The following is a 14666-nucleotide window of genomic DNA, read 5'->3' as shown; positions in this document are numbered from 1 at the left end:
ATGGTCCTCGGCACCGACACCCGCGTCCTCACGCTGGCGTTCGCCCGGATGGCCGACGCGCTGGGGAACTCGTTTCTCATCATCGTCCTCCCGCTGTACATCGCCAGCGGGCAGGTAACGCTGACCGGAATCGTCGGGAGCGAACTCTTCGGGTTCGTCCTCCGGGAGGAGACGCTGATCGGACTCGTGCTCTCGCTGTTTGGCCTGTTGAACAGTTTCGGACAGCCGTTCACCGGTCGACTCTCCGATCGGACCGGCCGACGGCGAGCGTTCGTGTTGACGGGACTGGTGCTGTTTGCGATCGGCAGCGCCGCCTACCCGTTCCTGTCGAGTTACTGGGCCGTCCTGGGTGCGCGCGCGTTCCAGGGGATCGGTGCCGCCTTCACTATCCCGGCGACGATCGCGTTGGTCAACGACTACGCCGAGAGCGACAGCGAGCGCGGGGGGAACTTCGGCGTGTTCAACACCTTCCGGCTGATCGGGTTCGGCTTCGGCCCGATCGTCGCCGGCATCGTCATCACCGGTGGACTCGCTGCCGAGGGCGTCGTCGTCTACGACCTGTTCGGGACCGCGCTCTCGGGGTTCAACGCGGCCTTTGCCGTCGCCGTCGGGGGTGCCCTGCTCAGTTTCGTGCTCGTCGCGGTGCTCATCAGCGATCCACCGGTCGCCGCCGACGCGGCGAGCAAGGACCTCTCGATCGCCGTCATGGACCCCGACGGACGGGGGCTGGACTCGGTGTTCGTCCTCGGGATCGGCACGTTCCTGATGGCGACGACGATCGCGCTGTTTGCCACGCTAGAAGGCCCGATCCGGATGCGTCTCGACGAGTCGACGTTCATGTTCAGCGTCCAGTTCGCCGCCGTCGTCATCGCCAACGTCCTCCTGCAGGTCCCGATCGGCCGGGCAAGCGACCGGATCGGCCGGCGGCCGTTCGTCGTTGCCGGCTTCGTCGTCCTCGTGCCGGCCGTGTTCGTACAGGGCGTGGTCACGGACCCGTGGCTGATGCTGGCCGCGCGGTTCGTCCAGGGGATCGCCGTCGCGCTGGTGTTCGCACCGTCGCTGGCGCTGGCCGGCGACCTGGCGGGCGAGCGCGGGTCGGGGACCACCCTCTCGGTGCTGACGATGGCGTTCGGGCTCGGGGTGGCCGTCGGTCCGCTTGCCTCCGGGGTCCTGTTCAACCTCGGCGGGTTCTCGACGCCGTTTACCGTCGGCGCCGTCCTCGCGCTGATGGCGCTGATCCTGACGTACACCCAGGTGAGCGAGACGCTCACCGAGGCCGACGGGCGCGTGGACCCGAACCCACAGGACTGACCGGAACGCGACGGGGCTACAGGAGCCGCTCGACGGTCTCACGGACCGCTCGTGCCGCTGTCCGGACCTCCGAGAGCCGGACGTACTCGCGGTTCGAGTGTGCGACCGCGCCGGCGTCGTCGCTCAACTCGCCCGGACCGAAGACAACTGTCGGCGCCCGCTGGGCGAAGTAGGAGGCTTCGGTCGCGGCACCGAAGGGCCGGATGTCGCCGCCACTGGCCTCGCTGAGTGTGCGAACCAGCGGCTCCGTCTCGTCGGTGGCGAAAGCCTCCGGAAACGGCGTGTCGGGCCGAATCAACGCCACGGAGAGCGCCATCCCGTCGGGCAACCACTGGCCGAGATGGTCGGCGAGGTCCGAACAGAACTGGTCGCTGGTCTCGGGCGGGACGCTCCGGCGATCGAACGTGATCGTACACTCGGCGGGTACCTGGTTCGTCGCCTCGCCGCCCTCGATCATCGAGGCCGTGAGGATCGGGCGCCCCAGAACGTCGTGATCGTCGGGACCGCGCTGCTCGTCGTAGCTCTCCATCGCCTGGAGCACGGGCGCGGCGGCCCGGATCGCGTTCCGCCCGCTGCCCGGGTCCGCCGCGTGGGCGCTCTCGCCGTGGATGGTGACGGTCCCCTCGAACTGGCCGCGGGCGGCGGTACAGACGTCCAGCCCGGTCGGTTCGCCGACGATGAACCCGTCGGCGTCGACCGTCTCTGCGAGGTGCGCGCCGCCGGTCTGTGTCGTCTCCTCGTCGATCGAGACCGCGAGCGTCACCCGCCCGTCGCCGGGGGCGACAGTGAGAAACGCCTCTAGCAGTGCAGCGAGCGGCCCCTTCGCGTCACAGGCGCCGCGACCACAGACCACGTCGCCGGCGTTTCGCGGTTCCCGCTGGTCACCGCTCGACTGTTCCGAGGGGCGGGGTGCCTCGTCCCACTCGTCGCCGCTGCCGTCGACGGCCTCGTCGGGTCCGGGTGGCTCCGTGCGACGTTCGTAAGGGAGGTGGGGTGGGACGGTGTCGATGTGGGTGTTGAACGCGAGGTGGGTTCTCGCTCCCTCTCCGCGGGTCGCGACGACGTTCCCCAACTCGTCGACGGCCGGGTCGACGCCGGCCTCGGTCAGCGTCTCGACGAGCAATTCACGCATCGCACCGACGTTCTCGTGAGAGGGCGTCTCGACGGCCGCCCGGTGGAAGCTATCGAGGTCGAACTCCGGTGTCATCGTTCGACCCGCGTCACGTCCGACAGCGTCTCCCGCTCCCGGACGACTCGCGTCTCGTCGCCCTCGATGGCGACCTCCGCGGGCCGGGGCTGGGAGTGGAACTGGTTCGCCAGTTCGTAGCCGTACGCGCCGGCGTTACCGATCGCCAGCAGATCCTCCCGTTCGGGCCGGGCGACCGGCCGGTCCGTACAGAACACGTCGGCACTCGTACAGCACGGCCCGCCCACGGAGACGGGTTCGGCATCCCGCTCCGGCGCGGAGACGTTCCGGATCGGGTGGTAGGAGCCGAACATCGCCGGCCGGATCAACGTCGCCAGCGAGGCGTCGACCCCGACGACGGTCGCCGCCGGCGTCTCCTTGACCGTGTTGACCGCGGTCAGGATCAGTTCGGCGTCCGCGACGACGTACCGGCCGGGTTCGAGTTTGACCTGGGCGTCGAGGTCCCCGACCGCCTCGCGGACCTTCTCGCCGACGACCGCCATGTCGAGTGGTTCCTCGTCCTCGCGGTACGGGACGCCGAATCCCCCGCCGAAGTCGACGAACTCCAGGTCGTGGGACCGCTCGACGGTCCGCCCCATCTCTGCGACCTTCGCGATGGCCCGGCAGTGGTCGTCCAGGTCGTCGTGGAGGACGCCGCTACCGGCGTGGGCGTGGATGCCGACGAGGTCGAACCGATCGTCGAGTTCCGCTGCGAGATCGGGCACCTCGTCGTAGGGAATCCCGAATTTCGCGTCCTTGCCCGTCGCCACCTTCTCGTGGTGACCGGTGCCGATACCGGGATTGATCCGGATGGCGACGCGGCCGTCGTACCCCCGTGCTTCGAGGCGGTCGAAGGTGTCGCGCGCGCCGCCGGTGATCGTCAGCCCCGGGTGGTCGGCGGCCAGGTCGACGGCGTAATCGAGGTCGCGATCCGGCGGGTTGACGGCGGTGTACTGGAGCGTGTCGGGATCGGCACCGGCGTCGATCGCTCGCTGGAGTTCCCCCCAGGCGGCACACTCGATGTCAGCGCCCGTCTCCAGCAGCGTCGACAGCACCGCCTGGCCAGTGTGGGCCTTGGCGGCGTACATCACGTGGGCATCGGGAAACGCCGAGGCGAACCGTTCGTAGTTCTCCGCGACGCGGTCGAGGTCGACGACGTACAGCGGCGTCCCGTGCTCGGCAGCGAGTCGGGACAGTCGGTCGTGATCCCAGTCCGCGAGGCGACGGACCGGCGGCGAGGGGTGACTCATTGCACGAGACACGGCGTCGGCGAGTAACAAGGGTTCCGCTCTGGAGCGGGACCACCCGTCTGCCAGCGGATTCGGACGCCCTCGGCGACACATACTTATCAGAGGGGCGATGTTACTGTGTCAAGAGCAACCGGCCGCGCGGGGGACACGGCCGGCACTCGTCAGGCCATGCCACCGGACGTGCCACAGAAGCCACCACTGGAGATCGTCAAACAGGGACGGGTGTGGCTCGTCGAGGAGTACCGCCGGGGCGCCCGCGACGGGGAAACGTTTTCGACACACGACGAACAGATCGACGCCGTCCGGAGCGCGAAATCGAAGATGGACGCCGACAGACACCCCTGTGCCGTCCGTTGGGACGGCCCCCGGAGCGTCAGCGAAGTGTACTGGAACCCCCTGTTCGAATGTCTCCGCGTCGAGTACGACGACCTGGTCGGCGCCTGGACCGTCGTCCCCGACGACGGAACCTGCGCCATGGCGGTCCACGACTCCAGGGAGGCCGCCGGAACGCACGGCAAACAACTCCAGCGGAGCTACGATTTCAAACACCTGCACGCGTACGACCGTCGGGGCCGGACCTACGAGGAGCGGGACCACCGGTTCCTGCGCCACGACGTGACCCGGTCGGGAGTCCGGTTCCGCAAGGAAGCGATCGAGTCGGTCCCACCGCCCGAGGAGGAAGACGACCCCGAGGAGACGGCTCCCGAGACGACCACCGACGAGACGGCGGTCGACTACGTCGGCCCCGCGAGCCCGGGACAACTGGGCGCGTCGATCCCCGACGTGACCAAAGTCGAGTTCATCGATACCGACGGCGTCGTCAACCGGTACGCGACGCCGTGGGACGGCGGGACCCGCGCCGAGATCCTGGCGGTGTCGAGCAAGCACGGCACCGACGAGGGCGTCCAGCCGGCCTTCTCCGAGCGCCTCTCACGCTGGGAGGCAGTCGACGAGAGCGCCCACGTGGCGACGGTCCACGAATCCGGGACCGCGCCGACCCCGTGGGTGGCCTACCGCGTCGGGAAACACACACTCGCCGAGATCGGGACCGACCTCCCGGTCCAGGTCCGGCTCGACGTTCTCGGTGACGTCGTCGACGCCGTCACCACCGTCGCCGACTCGTCGTTCCTGGTCTGTGGACTCTACCCGGCGAATATCCACCTGAAAGGCGGCGACAGCGGCTGGCGAGCGACGGTCTCGAACTGGGGGATCGAATGGGCCGTCCGGGAAGCGCTGGGCGTCGACCACGGAAGCCCGTTCACCGCACCGGAGCAGCTCGACGGGCGGTTGAGACCGACGACGAGCGTCTACCAACTCGGCGCGATCGCCTACTGGTTGCTCTGTGAGACGACGCCCGTCGAGGAGACGGCCACGGACTCGCAGGCCGCCGTTCGGACCGGACAGCTCCGGACCCCCCAGCCAGTCAGTGACGTCTCCCAGGCGGTCGAGCCGGTGTTGCGCCGGGCGCTCGCTCCCGACCCCGACGATCGGTACGGCTCGCCGATCGCGTTCTATCGGGACCTCTCCGGCTCGGTCTGAACCCCTCCACGGCTCACTCCGTTCGCCGTTCGTTCTTCGAGGGGCTTCGCTACTCGCGGTTCCTACCATCACCGCTGCGCTTTGTCGAGGCCTCCCTGCGGTCGGACGCTCGCTAGTCCTCCACGGCTCACTCCGTTCGCCGTTCCGGTTCGAGGCCTCCCTGCGGTCGGCCTCGCTGGCCTCAGAATCTCGCTGCTCGCGGGTCACTCCGTTCCCCGCTGCGCTTTGTCGAGGCCTCCCTGCGGTCGGCCTCGCTACTCCCGAAGCGCGTCCTCTCTCTCCGTCGCTTCCAGCGTCTCCTCCTCGACGTCGGTCGCCACGACGGCGGGCTTGTAGGCCCCGCCGTCGAAGAGGTCGTGTTCGCCGACGGAGGAATCGACGAACCGCTGGAACGCACGGCGTTCGGGCGGTAGCTCGCCGTAGAGGACTTCCTCTTCGACGAGGTCGTACACCGGAATCCGGGGCGTCAACAGCGTGTTCTCGCCGACGATCGATCCCTCGCCGACGACGAAGCCGCTGGTGACGCGACAGCCGGCACCCAGCGAGACATCGTCCTCGACGATGACCGGGGCGCTCTCGACCGGTTCGAGGACGCCGCCGATCAGCGTGTTCGCGCCGAGTTTGACGTTCTCGCCGATCTGTGCACAGGAACCGACGGTGTCACAGGAGTCGATCAGCGTCCCGTCGCCCACGTGGGCACCGACGTTGACGAACGAGGGCGACATCATGATACAGTCCTCGCCCAGATACGCACCGCGGCGGATGGTCGTCCCGTCCGGTGTGTTCCGTGTGCCACGCTCGCCGAGGTCGTCGGTGTCCCGCAACGGCAGGATATCGTGGTAATCGACGCCGCCGTAGGTTCGGCTCCGGGTCTCCCGGAACGCGAAGTTCAGCAGGATGCCACGTTTGACCCATTCGTTGGCCTGCCACTCGCCGTCGACCTTCTCGGCGGCCCGTACCGCACCGTCTTCCAGCGCCGCCAGGAAGGCATCGAGCGTGTCCAGTTGCGACGGTTCGACGTCTTCGATCGTCGCACCCTCTTCGTAGGCCGTCCACAGCTCCCCGATGTTCCGTTCGAGTTCTTGTCCGAGCATCGTACCCGTCGGTACCCGCCCCGGTGGTTTAGCAGTCCCGGATGTCGTTGACGTTCAGGCGTCGACGACCGCGCCGAAGTCGTACCAGCCCGCGTCACGGCCGTTGAGCCAGTCCGCCGCGTCGAGTGCGCCGGCGGCGAACACGCCCCGGTCCTCCGCCCGGTGGGACAGCGAGAGGACCTCGTCGTTGCCCGCCAGGATCAGTTCGTGCTCGCCACGGATGTCGCCGGCCCGGCGGGCGAAGACGCCGATCTCGTCGTCCTCGCGTGGAGCGTACCCCTCGCGACCGTAGACCGGGTCGACGTCGCGTTCCTCCTGGACGGTCTCCAAGAGGGTGTTTGCAGTACCGGAGGGTGCGTCGACCTTCCCGTTGTGGTGGGTCTCCATGAGTTCGAGGTCGTAGTCGTCCAGCGTGGCGACGGCCTCGCTGACGAGGCGGTTGAGGACCTGGATCCCCTGCGAGAAGTTCGTGGCCTTCAGCAGCGCCGTCTCCTCGCTGGCGTCTTTCAGGCTCGCCATCTCGTCCTCGTCGAAGCCGGTCGTCCCGACGACCAGCGCCGTACCGGTCTCGGCACAGGCCGCTGCCAGCGGGAGCGTCGACGCCGGGATCGAGAAGTCGACGACGACGTCAACGTCGTACTCGGCGAGTGTCCCCGCGATGTCGTCGCTCTCGACGACCGGGATGCCGTCGACCTCGCCGGCCTCGACATCGAACCCGACGACGACCTCCAGATCGCGGTCGGCGGCCGTCTCGATGACCGTCTTCCCCATCCGGCCGGTCGCACCGTTGACGGCGACGCGTGTCATCGCTCCGCCTCCGCGTACTCGTCTTCGAGGTCCTCGGTTTCGAGGGTGGTCAACACGTCCCGCAGGTGGTCCAGGTGTTCCTCGGAGAGACGGGTGAGCGGCGACCGGACGTGTGCCGGGCCGTAGCCGCGGATGCGCATGGCCTCCTTGACGGGGATCGGGTTGGTCTCGACGAACAGCGCGCGGAACAGCGGGCCGAGTTCGTGGTGGATCGCGCGTGCCCGTTCGTAATCCTCGGCCAGTGCCGCCCCGACCATCGCACAGGTCCGCTCGGGTTCGACGTTTGCGGCTACGGAGATACAGCCGTGGGCACCCACCGAGAGCATCGGCAGGGTCATCCCGTCGTCGCCGGATAACACCGCGAACTCCTCGTCGCGCGTGCGTTCGACGATCTCCGATATCTGTCCCATGTCGCCGCTCGCGGCCTTGAACGCCGCGATATTCTCGTGGCTCGCGAGTTCGACCGCGGTGTCGGCCTCGATGTTGCGGCCGGTGCGGGAGGGGACGTTGTAGACGATCTGCGGGCAGTCGACCTCGTCGGCGATCGTGGTGTAGTGGTCGATCAGTCCCTGCTGTTCGGGCTTGTTGTAGTACGGGGAGATCAACAGGAGCCCGTCGGCGCCGGCCTGTGCCGCCCGGCGGGACAGTGAGAGCGCCTCGCGGGTGTTGTTGCTGCCGGTGCCGGCGATGACGGGAACGTCGTCGACGGCGTCGATGACCGCCTCGACCACATCGATGTGTTCGTCGTGGGTCATGGTGGCCGACTCGCCGGTCGAACCGACCGGGACCAGGCCGTCGACGCCTGCGGCTTCGAGTCGCTGGGCGTCTTCCCGAAGTGTCTCGTAGTCGATACTGCGCTCCTCGTCGCCGTGGAACGGCGTGCACATCGCGGGGTACACGCCGCGGAAGTCGATCGCTGTCATTGCTGGGGTGTCGTATCGCGTCGGGATATGTCGTCCGGTTGGCGGTGCACGGAACCGACCCGGGACGGGTGCGCCACGCCCGCCACGAGCCACTAGAAGGTGCGTTTGCGTTTCGGCAGGGAGACGGCCCGCTGGCGCGGGAGAGTCACGGAGTGGTCGGTCGTGGGCCGTCGCATGGGAGAATGACAGACCGTGAGGAACTTAGCCCTTGTGTTCCAGCACGCCGCGCCCGAAAGCCTATTTTTACGGGCCGGACAACCATCGGTATGACAGTTTCTCACTCTGGACAGCGCGTGACCGTCCTCGCGGACGCGCAGAACCTCTATCATACGGCCCAGAGCATCTACTCGCGGAACATCGACTACTCGTCGCTGCTGGACGGTGCCGTCGACGGCCGCGAACTGACCCGCGCGATCGCCTACGTCATCCGTGCCGACTCCCCCGAGGAGGAGACGTTCTTCGAGGCACTGGACGACATCGGCTTCGAGACCCGTATCAAGGACATCAAGACGTTCCAGGACGGTTCGAAGAAGGCCGACTGGGACGTGGGGATGAGCCTCGACGCGGTCACGCTGGCGAAACACAACGACGCGGTCGTCCTCTGTACGGGCGACGGCGACTTCGCACGGCTCTGTCGGTATCTCCGTCACGAAGGATGTCGCGTTGAGGCGATGGGCTTCGAGGAGTCCTCCTCAGAAGACCTCAAGGAAGCCGTCGATATGTTCGTCGACCTGAGCGAGGATACCGACCGGTTCCTCCTCTAGACGGCGCGGCCGTCCTCGGAGGTGCCGACCAGAAGCGCCCCGGCGGCCAGTCCGAGCGCGGCGAGCGCCGCCGCGTACACCGGAACGTTCAGCGAGATCTGTCCCGTGCCGAGAATCAGGGCGCTGCTGACGATCAGCAGCAGCGCACCCAGCGCGACCTTTCGCGTGTCTGTTGCCATGTAGATACCCTTTGGCTTCATCCGGTATAAATTTCCCCAAAACTGCCGGAGGGCGGTGCGATAACTCATGACATACTCCCCGAATACTGTGGGCGCACCACACACGACGGATCGAAACACCGTTGTCCGCGGCCTGCCCAGAACGACTATGACCGACCGAGAGCTCCGCGGGCTCCGACGCTCTGCCGACTACCAGTTCGGCCGGGGCGCCGGGGCGACGCTGTTCACGCCGGCGGACGATTTGGAGGTGACCCACACCTCCTCTGGCCGGCCGCGCCAGGTCCACGACGGGGACGGACGAGTGGTGACCTACGGGAACGACGGCCGCTTCAGGCTCGGGCCGGCCGGCGGTGCGCGGCTCGCGGACGGCTTCGCGGCCCCGCGACACCGGGTCGTCGTCGGCGACGAGAGCGAACCGTTCGTCCGTGAGGGACGCAACGTCTTCGCGAAGTTCGTCCAGCAGGCAGATCCGGAGTTGCGCCCCGGTGACGAAGCCCTCGTGATGCACGCCGAGGGCACTCTGCTGGCAGTCGGACGGGCGGAACTGCCCGGCGACGGCATGGCCGACTTCGAGACCGGGATGGCAGTGAAGGTCCGTCAGGGCATCGAAGGGTGAGGCTGCGGGCGGAATCGCTCGCGAGACGGCGGGTCGCTATATTTTTCCGACCGGAACGCGCAGTTCGGGTATGTTCGGCGGAGGCGGCGGGATGAACCCGCGCAAGATGAAACAGATGATGGAACAGATGGGCATCGACATGGACGACATCGATGCCGAAGAGGTAATTATCCGTACGGCCGACGAAGAACTCGTCTTCACCGACGCGGAGGTTCAGCTGATGGAAGCGCAGGGCCAGAAGACCTACCAGGTCGTCGGTGAACCCGAATCCCGCGAACTGGGCGCCGGCGAAACCAGTGACGCGACCGCGGAAGGCGCCGAAGAGACCGAGGAGACGAGCGACGACGGCGTCGATCCCGACGACGTCGAACTCGTCGCGATGCGCGCCGGCGTCGACGAGGACACCGCCCGCGAAGCGCTCGAAGCGAACGACGGCGACCTCGCCGACGCGGTCGACCAACTGGAGTAACGTGGCCTACCTCTTCGTCCACGAGGACCGCGAGTACCTGCTGGAACCCGGCGAGCGCTTCGAGTCCGACCTGGGCATCCTGGAGGTCCCCGAGGATGTCGCGCCAGGAGATGTCGTCGAGACACATCTTGGGACCGGTTTCACCGTCCGGGCGCTCCGTGGACCGGACCTGTTTACCCACCTCGAACGGACCGGTGCGCCGATGATGCCCCGCGACGTGGGGCTGGTCCTGGGCAAGACCGGGATCTCGGGCGGCGACCGCGTCCTCGACGCCGGGACGGGGACCGGCATCCTCGCCGCCTACATGGGCCGGGCAGGTGCCGAGGTGGTGACCTACGAACGGGACGCCGACTTCGCCGCGGTCGCCCGGGAGAACATGGCCGTCGCCGGCGTCGCCGACACCGTCGAGATCAGGACCGGGGACGTGACCGACGACCTGGACGACCTCGCGGGCTTCGACGCGCTGACACTGGACACCGAAGACGCGCCGACGGTCGTCGAGCGGGCGCCGACGCTGCTCGCCCGCGGCGGGTCTCTGGCAGTGTACTCCCCGTTCGTCGAGAACACGCGCGAGACGGTCGCCGCCGCGCGCGAGGTCGGTCTCGACGACATCGAGACGCTGGATACGATCCAGCGGGAGATGGACTTCGACGACCGCGGCTCGCGCCCGTCGACGGGTGGGGTCGGTCACACCGGCTATCTCACCTTCGCGCGCCGACCGTGACCACGGGCGGGGGTTTCAAACCCTTCTGGCCCCTACTGGCGCCTAGATGAGCGATCCAGATTCCACCGAGACGACGACCTGGCCCGAACTGGCGATCGGGCTCTACGACCGGTTGACCGGGCGGAACGCCGAGATCACGTACGACTTCGAGGAGATGGAAGTCGACGTGCCGAGCCGGACCGGCGACGATCCGGAGTACGCACACTGGCGCATCGACGGCACAGTGACAGTCAGGACCCGCGAACAGGACTGAGCCTGTGACGACGATCCAGCGATCGGCGGACGACCCCATCGAGACGGTCGCGGAACTGTTAGATGTCATCGAGCGCCGCCCCTCGCTGGCGGTCGAAGCCGATCTGACCGTCACCGTCGACGACACCACTGTCTCCGTCACCGGCTACGACGACGTCGTCGCCGCCGACGTGGATTCGTTCGGCCCCGTCGTCGCGCTCTGGCGGCGGTACGGTGACCGGACGATGGACGGGGCCGCCGCGTTGGCGTCCGTGGGACTGACCGCGGAGCTTCGCGTCCGTGGCGTCCCGGTCGCCCGCCTGGGCTCGGAGGCCGATCCGAGCCCGCTGGCTCGTCACCTGGGGCTGGGGCCGGTCGAACTCGTCCCCGAAGGCCCGCTGCTTGCGGCGATCACTCGACGGCGCGGATGAGCGCGAGCAGTTCGTCCCGGTACGCCTGACGCGACCGCGTGAGGACGGCCTCCGGCGAGTCGATATCGAGTACGTCCGCGACCGATCGGTCCGGATACGCGCCGGCCGCGATCCGGAACCCGTCGCCGTTCCAGACGGCGACCCAGCCGTCGATCGAGAGCGTCGTGTCCGCCTCCGTGAGTGGAATCGAGGCCGTATAGTGCCGGATCCGAGCGCGGTCGCCGGTGCCGACACGGACGCGTTCGGTCCGGCCGCGCTGGACGGCCTCGAACCCTCTGTCCCGTAGTTCGTCCGCGAAGGCCGACTGCGCTTCCGACCGGACCGTGGGGAGAATCATCGCCGGTCCGATCCCGGGCGACAGCGGCGGCCGGAAGGTCAGCCGCGTCGCGAAAAAGAACCGCCACTGGCGGTCGATCCCCGTCGCCGTCTCCGCCGCGTCCCGCGTCCGCGCGTCGTCGTACAGTTCCGTCGCTCCCTCGACTTTCGCCGCCGAGAGTTGGAACACCGTCTCGACGCTCTCGTCGATCAGTTCCCAGCCGCCGTCGGCCAGAGCATCGTCCGGCACAGTCGGGAAGGCGGCGTCGTCGGGCACGGTACTGCCTCAGTGGTCGTCCTCGCGCCACTTGTGTTCGCACTCGGTGCAGGTGAAAAAGCGCGTCTCGGACTCGTCTGCGGCCCGGATCTGTTTCATCTCGTAGTAGGCCCGTTCGTTGCCACACTCCGGACAGCGCGCGCCCGTCGTCGGACCCATGTCCTCGGCGTCGACCTCGGAGGTGTCGACGATCTCGGACTCCTCCTGGCCCTGGGTGGTCACCGCCTGCTGATCGGTCGCCTCGTCGCGGACCGTCTCGTACCCACAGCTCCCACAGACCCAGCTGTCACCCTCCGTCTTCATCATCGAGCCGCATTCGTCGCAGAATTTCATTGTTGCTCTTCCTTACACCGCTGGATCGTGTTAAACGCCAGGGTTCCGCGCTAGTCGTTGTTCGTCCAGGCCGAGCAAGCGTCCATGTCGTCCATCAGTTTCTCGTGGAACCCACAGTACGGAACGATGTCGTCGTCGTGCATCACGTACTGGAAGTGTCGGCAGTTGCCACAGTAAGTGTCTGGCTCGCCACGGTGGACCGCAGTATCCGTGATCGGATCGCTGGAGACGCTCTCGGTCCCGCCGTCGGCGGTCGGCGTCGACTCCGGGCCGGCCTGTGCGATATCGCTGTCGAGGGTCGAGTCAGTGCGGTCGTCCCACTCCCGTGTCTCGCCTGCCCGCTGCTCCGAGCGCTGTGGGCCGGAGTCCGGCCGGTCCGGAGACTGCCCGCCACCGCCGCTCGTCGGCTGGTGCTCCGTCGTCCCGCTCCCATCGCTCCGGGCGGCTGACTGGCTCGCTCGGTTGGTCTGGGTCTCGACGTCGCCGTCCGGCTCTCCACCGAAGAGGCCGACACCGCCCACCGACGAGACCGACCGTGCGTCCTCGACGAGCCGGATGGTTCCCGACTCGGTGACCTCCATCCGTGCGGTCCCGCCGGGGTCGTTGCGCGTCTTGAACGTGGCGACGGCCGCGAACAGCGCCCAGAACGCGGCCAGGATGCCGATCGAGTAGACGATACTGACACCCAGTGCCAGAAGCGGCGCCGACTCGACCCAGTTGTAGGGGTAGATACTCCGGAACAGCGCGACACCGAGGACGGCGACGCTGGTACCCAGCGCCGCCGCGGCGCGGGTCCGACGGCCGGAGGGCAACACGGTAAAGACACCGAGGATGACCGCCGGCAACCCCAGCCCGGCGACCGTTCCGGCGACCTCCCGAGCCGCGTACTCGCTGAGTTCGAACCGCTGGCCGATCGGTGTGGTCGCGAACGCGATCGCCGCGACGAGCCCGGCGGCGCCTGCGAGAAACAGCCCCATCCCGACAACCTGTTGGCGGCGTGATGCGACGCGTCCGACCTCCCCATCGTACACGTCATTCAGACTAGTCATAGAGGGTTCTAGCACCGCAAGCGGCAAAACACCCCGTCAGACACGCGCATGACGGTCAGGGAAGCAACCGACACCGAAAACACTAATCGAACCGACTGGCACAGTGCAGATATGAGCGACGACGAGGAAGACGAGGAACCAGCCGTCGAACTCGGCGAGGGTCCCGATGTCGAGGGCGCGCCGCTGGCCCGTGTCTCCGCGCGGCTCACATGGGGTATCGAACACAGTACCATCGTCGACCGCGAGGGCGAGACGACCATTCGCACCCCGGACGGTCCGCGGGAACTCGCCGACGTACTCGAAGCCGTCGACGTGCCGTACTTCTCGGATCGCCGCGAGTTCGAGTCCGCCGTCCGGGACGCCATCGGAACCGGTCCGGTCCCGACCGAGTGATCGGCTCGGTCACTCGCCATCGCGCGGGCCGTCGGACTCGGCCGGGCAGTCGTCGGTCTCTGAACTGCCCAACGTGCTCAGATCCTCCGAGAGCTCCTTGTCGACGTGGTCGTTCCGGTCGCCGGTCCACTCGTCGCGAGTGAGATAGAGGGCGACCCCCAGAACGATCACGACGGGGAGGATCATCGCCACGAGCAACAGCGCGATCACGGCGAGGTCGCCGGTTCCCGGGCCGGCCTGTCCGAGCAGAACCATGCCGCGATCTGATCGGCCCGTCGAGTAAAGTGTTCGGAGAGCTATCGCATGTTTTCGAGCGCACAGACGGTATCAGAGGCCAGCCACTCGGTCTCGTGGTCGCCCTCGATACTGAGCGCGAAGAAGGAATCGCGACCGTCGTCGACGGTAATCTCGTAGGCACGGCTGGTGAGTCGCTCGGACATATCGGGGCCAGTTCGCTCCGGAGACACGCCTAGCGCTCACAGATTGGGACCGATAAGCGGACCGGTTTGGCCGCCAGCAGGTCTGTAATCGGATAATTCGACTCCCTTGCGGTACTTTTCGACTCAGGAGTCACTGAGAGAACTACGGCTCCGGGTCGCCGGCTTCGGATGCCTCCGATCGACCCCGGCGCTTCCCGACGAGGTATACAGCCAGGAGGAGAACGCCGGGGACCACGACCAGGAACGCCATCATCAGGAGGACGACGAGCAGTTCGATACCACCAGGGATGCCCGGGAAGAGGAGCGGGACCATACCGTCGCTTCCAAGCCAACTG

The 14666-nt window shown here is 67.6% G+C and carries 21 protein-coding genes; 9 read left to right on the top strand and 12 right to left on the bottom strand.

Going from position 1 to position 14666, the window contains the following annotated elements:
- Positions 1-1311: an MFS transporter gene (locus VJ109_RS10910; protein WP_324756692.1), complete on the top strand. Its 1311-nt coding sequence runs from the start codon at positions 1-3 to the stop codon at positions 1309-1311.
- Positions 1312-1327: 16 nt separating this feature from the next.
- Here the strand turns inward: VJ109_RS10910 and VJ109_RS10905 are convergent, their stop codons facing one another.
- Positions 1328-2518, bottom strand: a complete 1191-nt coding sequence (locus VJ109_RS10905) for a M20 family metallopeptidase (protein ID WP_324756691.1) — start codon at positions 2516-2518, stop codon at positions 1328-1330.
- A complete protein-coding gene (gene lysA, locus VJ109_RS10900; protein WP_324756690.1) occupies positions 2515-3747 on the bottom strand; it encodes a diaminopimelate decarboxylase in 1233 nt (410 codons plus the stop codon). The genes VJ109_RS10905 and lysA overlap by 4 nt, the downstream gene beginning before the upstream one ends.
- Before the next feature lie 168 nt (positions 3748-3915).
- Here lysA and VJ109_RS10895 point away from each other — a divergent pair, with 168 nt between their 5' ends.
- Positions 3916-5286, top strand: coding sequence for a protein kinase family protein (locus tag VJ109_RS10895; protein ID WP_324756689.1), 1371 nt, complete (start codon positions 3916-3918; stop codon positions 5284-5286).
- Positions 5287-5540: 254 nt separating this feature from the next.
- Here the strand turns inward: VJ109_RS10895 and VJ109_RS10890 are convergent, their stop codons facing one another.
- The 3 genes from VJ109_RS10890 to dapA are packed head-to-tail and all read right to left on the bottom strand — an operon-like array spanning position 5541 to position 8110.
- Positions 5541-6380, bottom strand: a complete 840-nt coding sequence (locus tag VJ109_RS10890) for a 2,3,4,5-tetrahydropyridine-2,6-dicarboxylate N-succinyltransferase (protein WP_324756688.1) — start codon at positions 6378-6380, stop codon at positions 5541-5543.
- A gap of 54 nt (positions 6381-6434) precedes the next feature.
- On the bottom strand, positions 6435-7187 hold the full coding sequence (gene dapB / locus VJ109_RS10885; RefSeq protein ID WP_324756687.1) for a 4-hydroxy-tetrahydrodipicolinate reductase: 753 nt from the start codon (positions 7185-7187) through the stop codon (positions 6435-6437).
- Positions 7184-8110, bottom strand: a complete 927-nt coding sequence (gene dapA, locus VJ109_RS10880) for a 4-hydroxy-tetrahydrodipicolinate synthase (RefSeq protein ID WP_324756685.1) — start codon at positions 8108-8110, stop codon at positions 7184-7186. The genes dapB and dapA overlap by 4 nt, the downstream gene beginning before the upstream one ends.
- A 266-nt stretch (positions 8111-8376) precedes the next feature.
- On the opposite strand from dapA, the gene VJ109_RS10875 reads away from it, so the two are divergent.
- Positions 8377-8874 (top strand): LabA-like NYN domain-containing protein, encoded by a 498-nt coding sequence (locus VJ109_RS10875; RefSeq protein ID WP_276222814.1) that lies wholly within the window; start codon positions 8377-8379, stop codon positions 8872-8874.
- On the opposite strand, the gene VJ109_RS10870 is transcribed toward VJ109_RS10875, so the two are convergent.
- The gene (locus tag VJ109_RS10870; protein ID WP_276222815.1) at positions 8871-9053 is read right to left on the bottom strand and encodes a DUF8178 family membrane protein; all 183 of its coding nucleotides are present in this window, start codon (positions 9051-9053) and stop codon (positions 8871-8873) included. The two genes, VJ109_RS10875 and VJ109_RS10870, sit on opposite strands and share 4 nt — an antisense overlap.
- Before the next feature lie 148 nt (positions 9054-9201).
- On the opposite strand from VJ109_RS10870, the gene VJ109_RS10865 reads away from it, so the two are divergent.
- The 5 genes from VJ109_RS10865 to VJ109_RS10845 all read left to right on the top strand — a co-directional run bounded on the left by VJ109_RS10865 (position 9202) and on the right by VJ109_RS10845 (position 11524).
- Positions 9202-9669, top strand: coding sequence for a PUA domain-containing protein (locus VJ109_RS10865; protein WP_324756684.1), 468 nt, complete (start codon positions 9202-9204; stop codon positions 9667-9669).
- Positions 9670-9739: 70 nt separating this feature from the next.
- Positions 9740-10138: a nascent polypeptide-associated complex protein gene (locus tag VJ109_RS10860; RefSeq protein WP_324756682.1), complete on the top strand. Its 399-nt coding sequence runs from the start codon at positions 9740-9742 to the stop codon at positions 10136-10138.
- A gap of 1 nt (position 10139) precedes the next feature.
- Positions 10140-10862 (top strand): methyltransferase domain-containing protein, encoded by a 723-nt coding sequence (locus tag VJ109_RS10855; protein ID WP_324756681.1) that lies wholly within the window; start codon positions 10140-10142, stop codon positions 10860-10862.
- Between the two features lie 46 nt (positions 10863-10908).
- Positions 10909-11115 carry a hypothetical protein gene (locus VJ109_RS10850; RefSeq protein WP_324756680.1) on the top strand — a complete coding sequence of 69 codons (207 nt, stop codon included), beginning with the start codon at positions 10909-10911 and terminating at the stop codon, positions 11113-11115.
- A gap of 4 nt (positions 11116-11119) precedes the next feature.
- Positions 11120-11524: a hypothetical protein gene (locus tag VJ109_RS10845; protein ID WP_324756679.1), complete on the top strand. Its 405-nt coding sequence runs from the start codon at positions 11120-11122 to the stop codon at positions 11522-11524.
- Here VJ109_RS10845 and VJ109_RS10840 read toward each other — a convergent pair.
- Genes VJ109_RS10840 through VJ109_RS10830 form a run of 3 tightly spaced genes read right to left on the bottom strand, consistent with a single transcriptional unit; the run spans position 11505 to position 13498 of the window.
- Positions 11505-12116, bottom strand: a complete 612-nt coding sequence (locus tag VJ109_RS10840) for a DUF6517 family protein (protein ID WP_324756677.1) — start codon at positions 12114-12116, stop codon at positions 11505-11507. The genes VJ109_RS10845 and VJ109_RS10840 overlap by 20 nt on opposite strands.
- A 9-nt stretch (positions 12117-12125) precedes the next feature.
- Entirely contained in the window at positions 12126-12449 is a 324-nt protein-coding gene (locus tag VJ109_RS10835) for a transcription factor S (protein ID WP_276222822.1), read from the bottom strand.
- Positions 12450-12499: 50 nt separating this feature from the next.
- Positions 12500-13498 (bottom strand): cell division protein CdpA domain-containing protein, encoded by a 999-nt coding sequence (locus VJ109_RS10830; protein ID WP_324756675.1) that lies wholly within the window; start codon positions 13496-13498, stop codon positions 12500-12502.
- A gap of 111 nt (positions 13499-13609) precedes the next feature.
- Here VJ109_RS10830 and VJ109_RS10825 point away from each other — a divergent pair, with 111 nt between their 5' ends.
- On the top strand, positions 13610-13891 hold the full coding sequence (locus VJ109_RS10825) for a DUF5789 family protein (protein WP_276222824.1): 282 nt from the start codon (positions 13610-13612) through the stop codon (positions 13889-13891).
- Between the two features lie 9 nt (positions 13892-13900).
- Here the strand turns inward: VJ109_RS10825 and VJ109_RS10820 are convergent, their stop codons facing one another.
- The 3 genes from VJ109_RS10820 to VJ109_RS10810 form a co-directional block, all read right to left on the bottom strand.
- A complete protein-coding gene (locus VJ109_RS10820; RefSeq protein ID WP_324756673.1) occupies positions 13901-14146 on the bottom strand; it encodes a hypothetical protein in 246 nt (81 codons plus the stop codon).
- Between the two features lie 41 nt (positions 14147-14187).
- A complete protein-coding gene (locus VJ109_RS10815; protein ID WP_324756671.1) occupies positions 14188-14331 on the bottom strand; it encodes a hypothetical protein in 144 nt (47 codons plus the stop codon).
- A gap of 142 nt (positions 14332-14473) precedes the next feature.
- Positions 14474-14644: a hypothetical protein gene (locus VJ109_RS10810; RefSeq protein WP_324756670.1), complete on the bottom strand. Its 171-nt coding sequence runs from the start codon at positions 14642-14644 to the stop codon at positions 14474-14476.
- Between the last annotated feature and the right edge of the window lie 22 nt (positions 14645-14666).

The organism is Haloarcula montana (genome assembly GCF_035666295.1).
Taxonomy (GTDB): domain Archaea; phylum Halobacteriota; class Halobacteria; order Halobacteriales; family Haloarculaceae; genus Haloarcula; species Haloarcula montana.
This window is presented reverse-complemented; position numbering and strand designations above follow the sequence as displayed.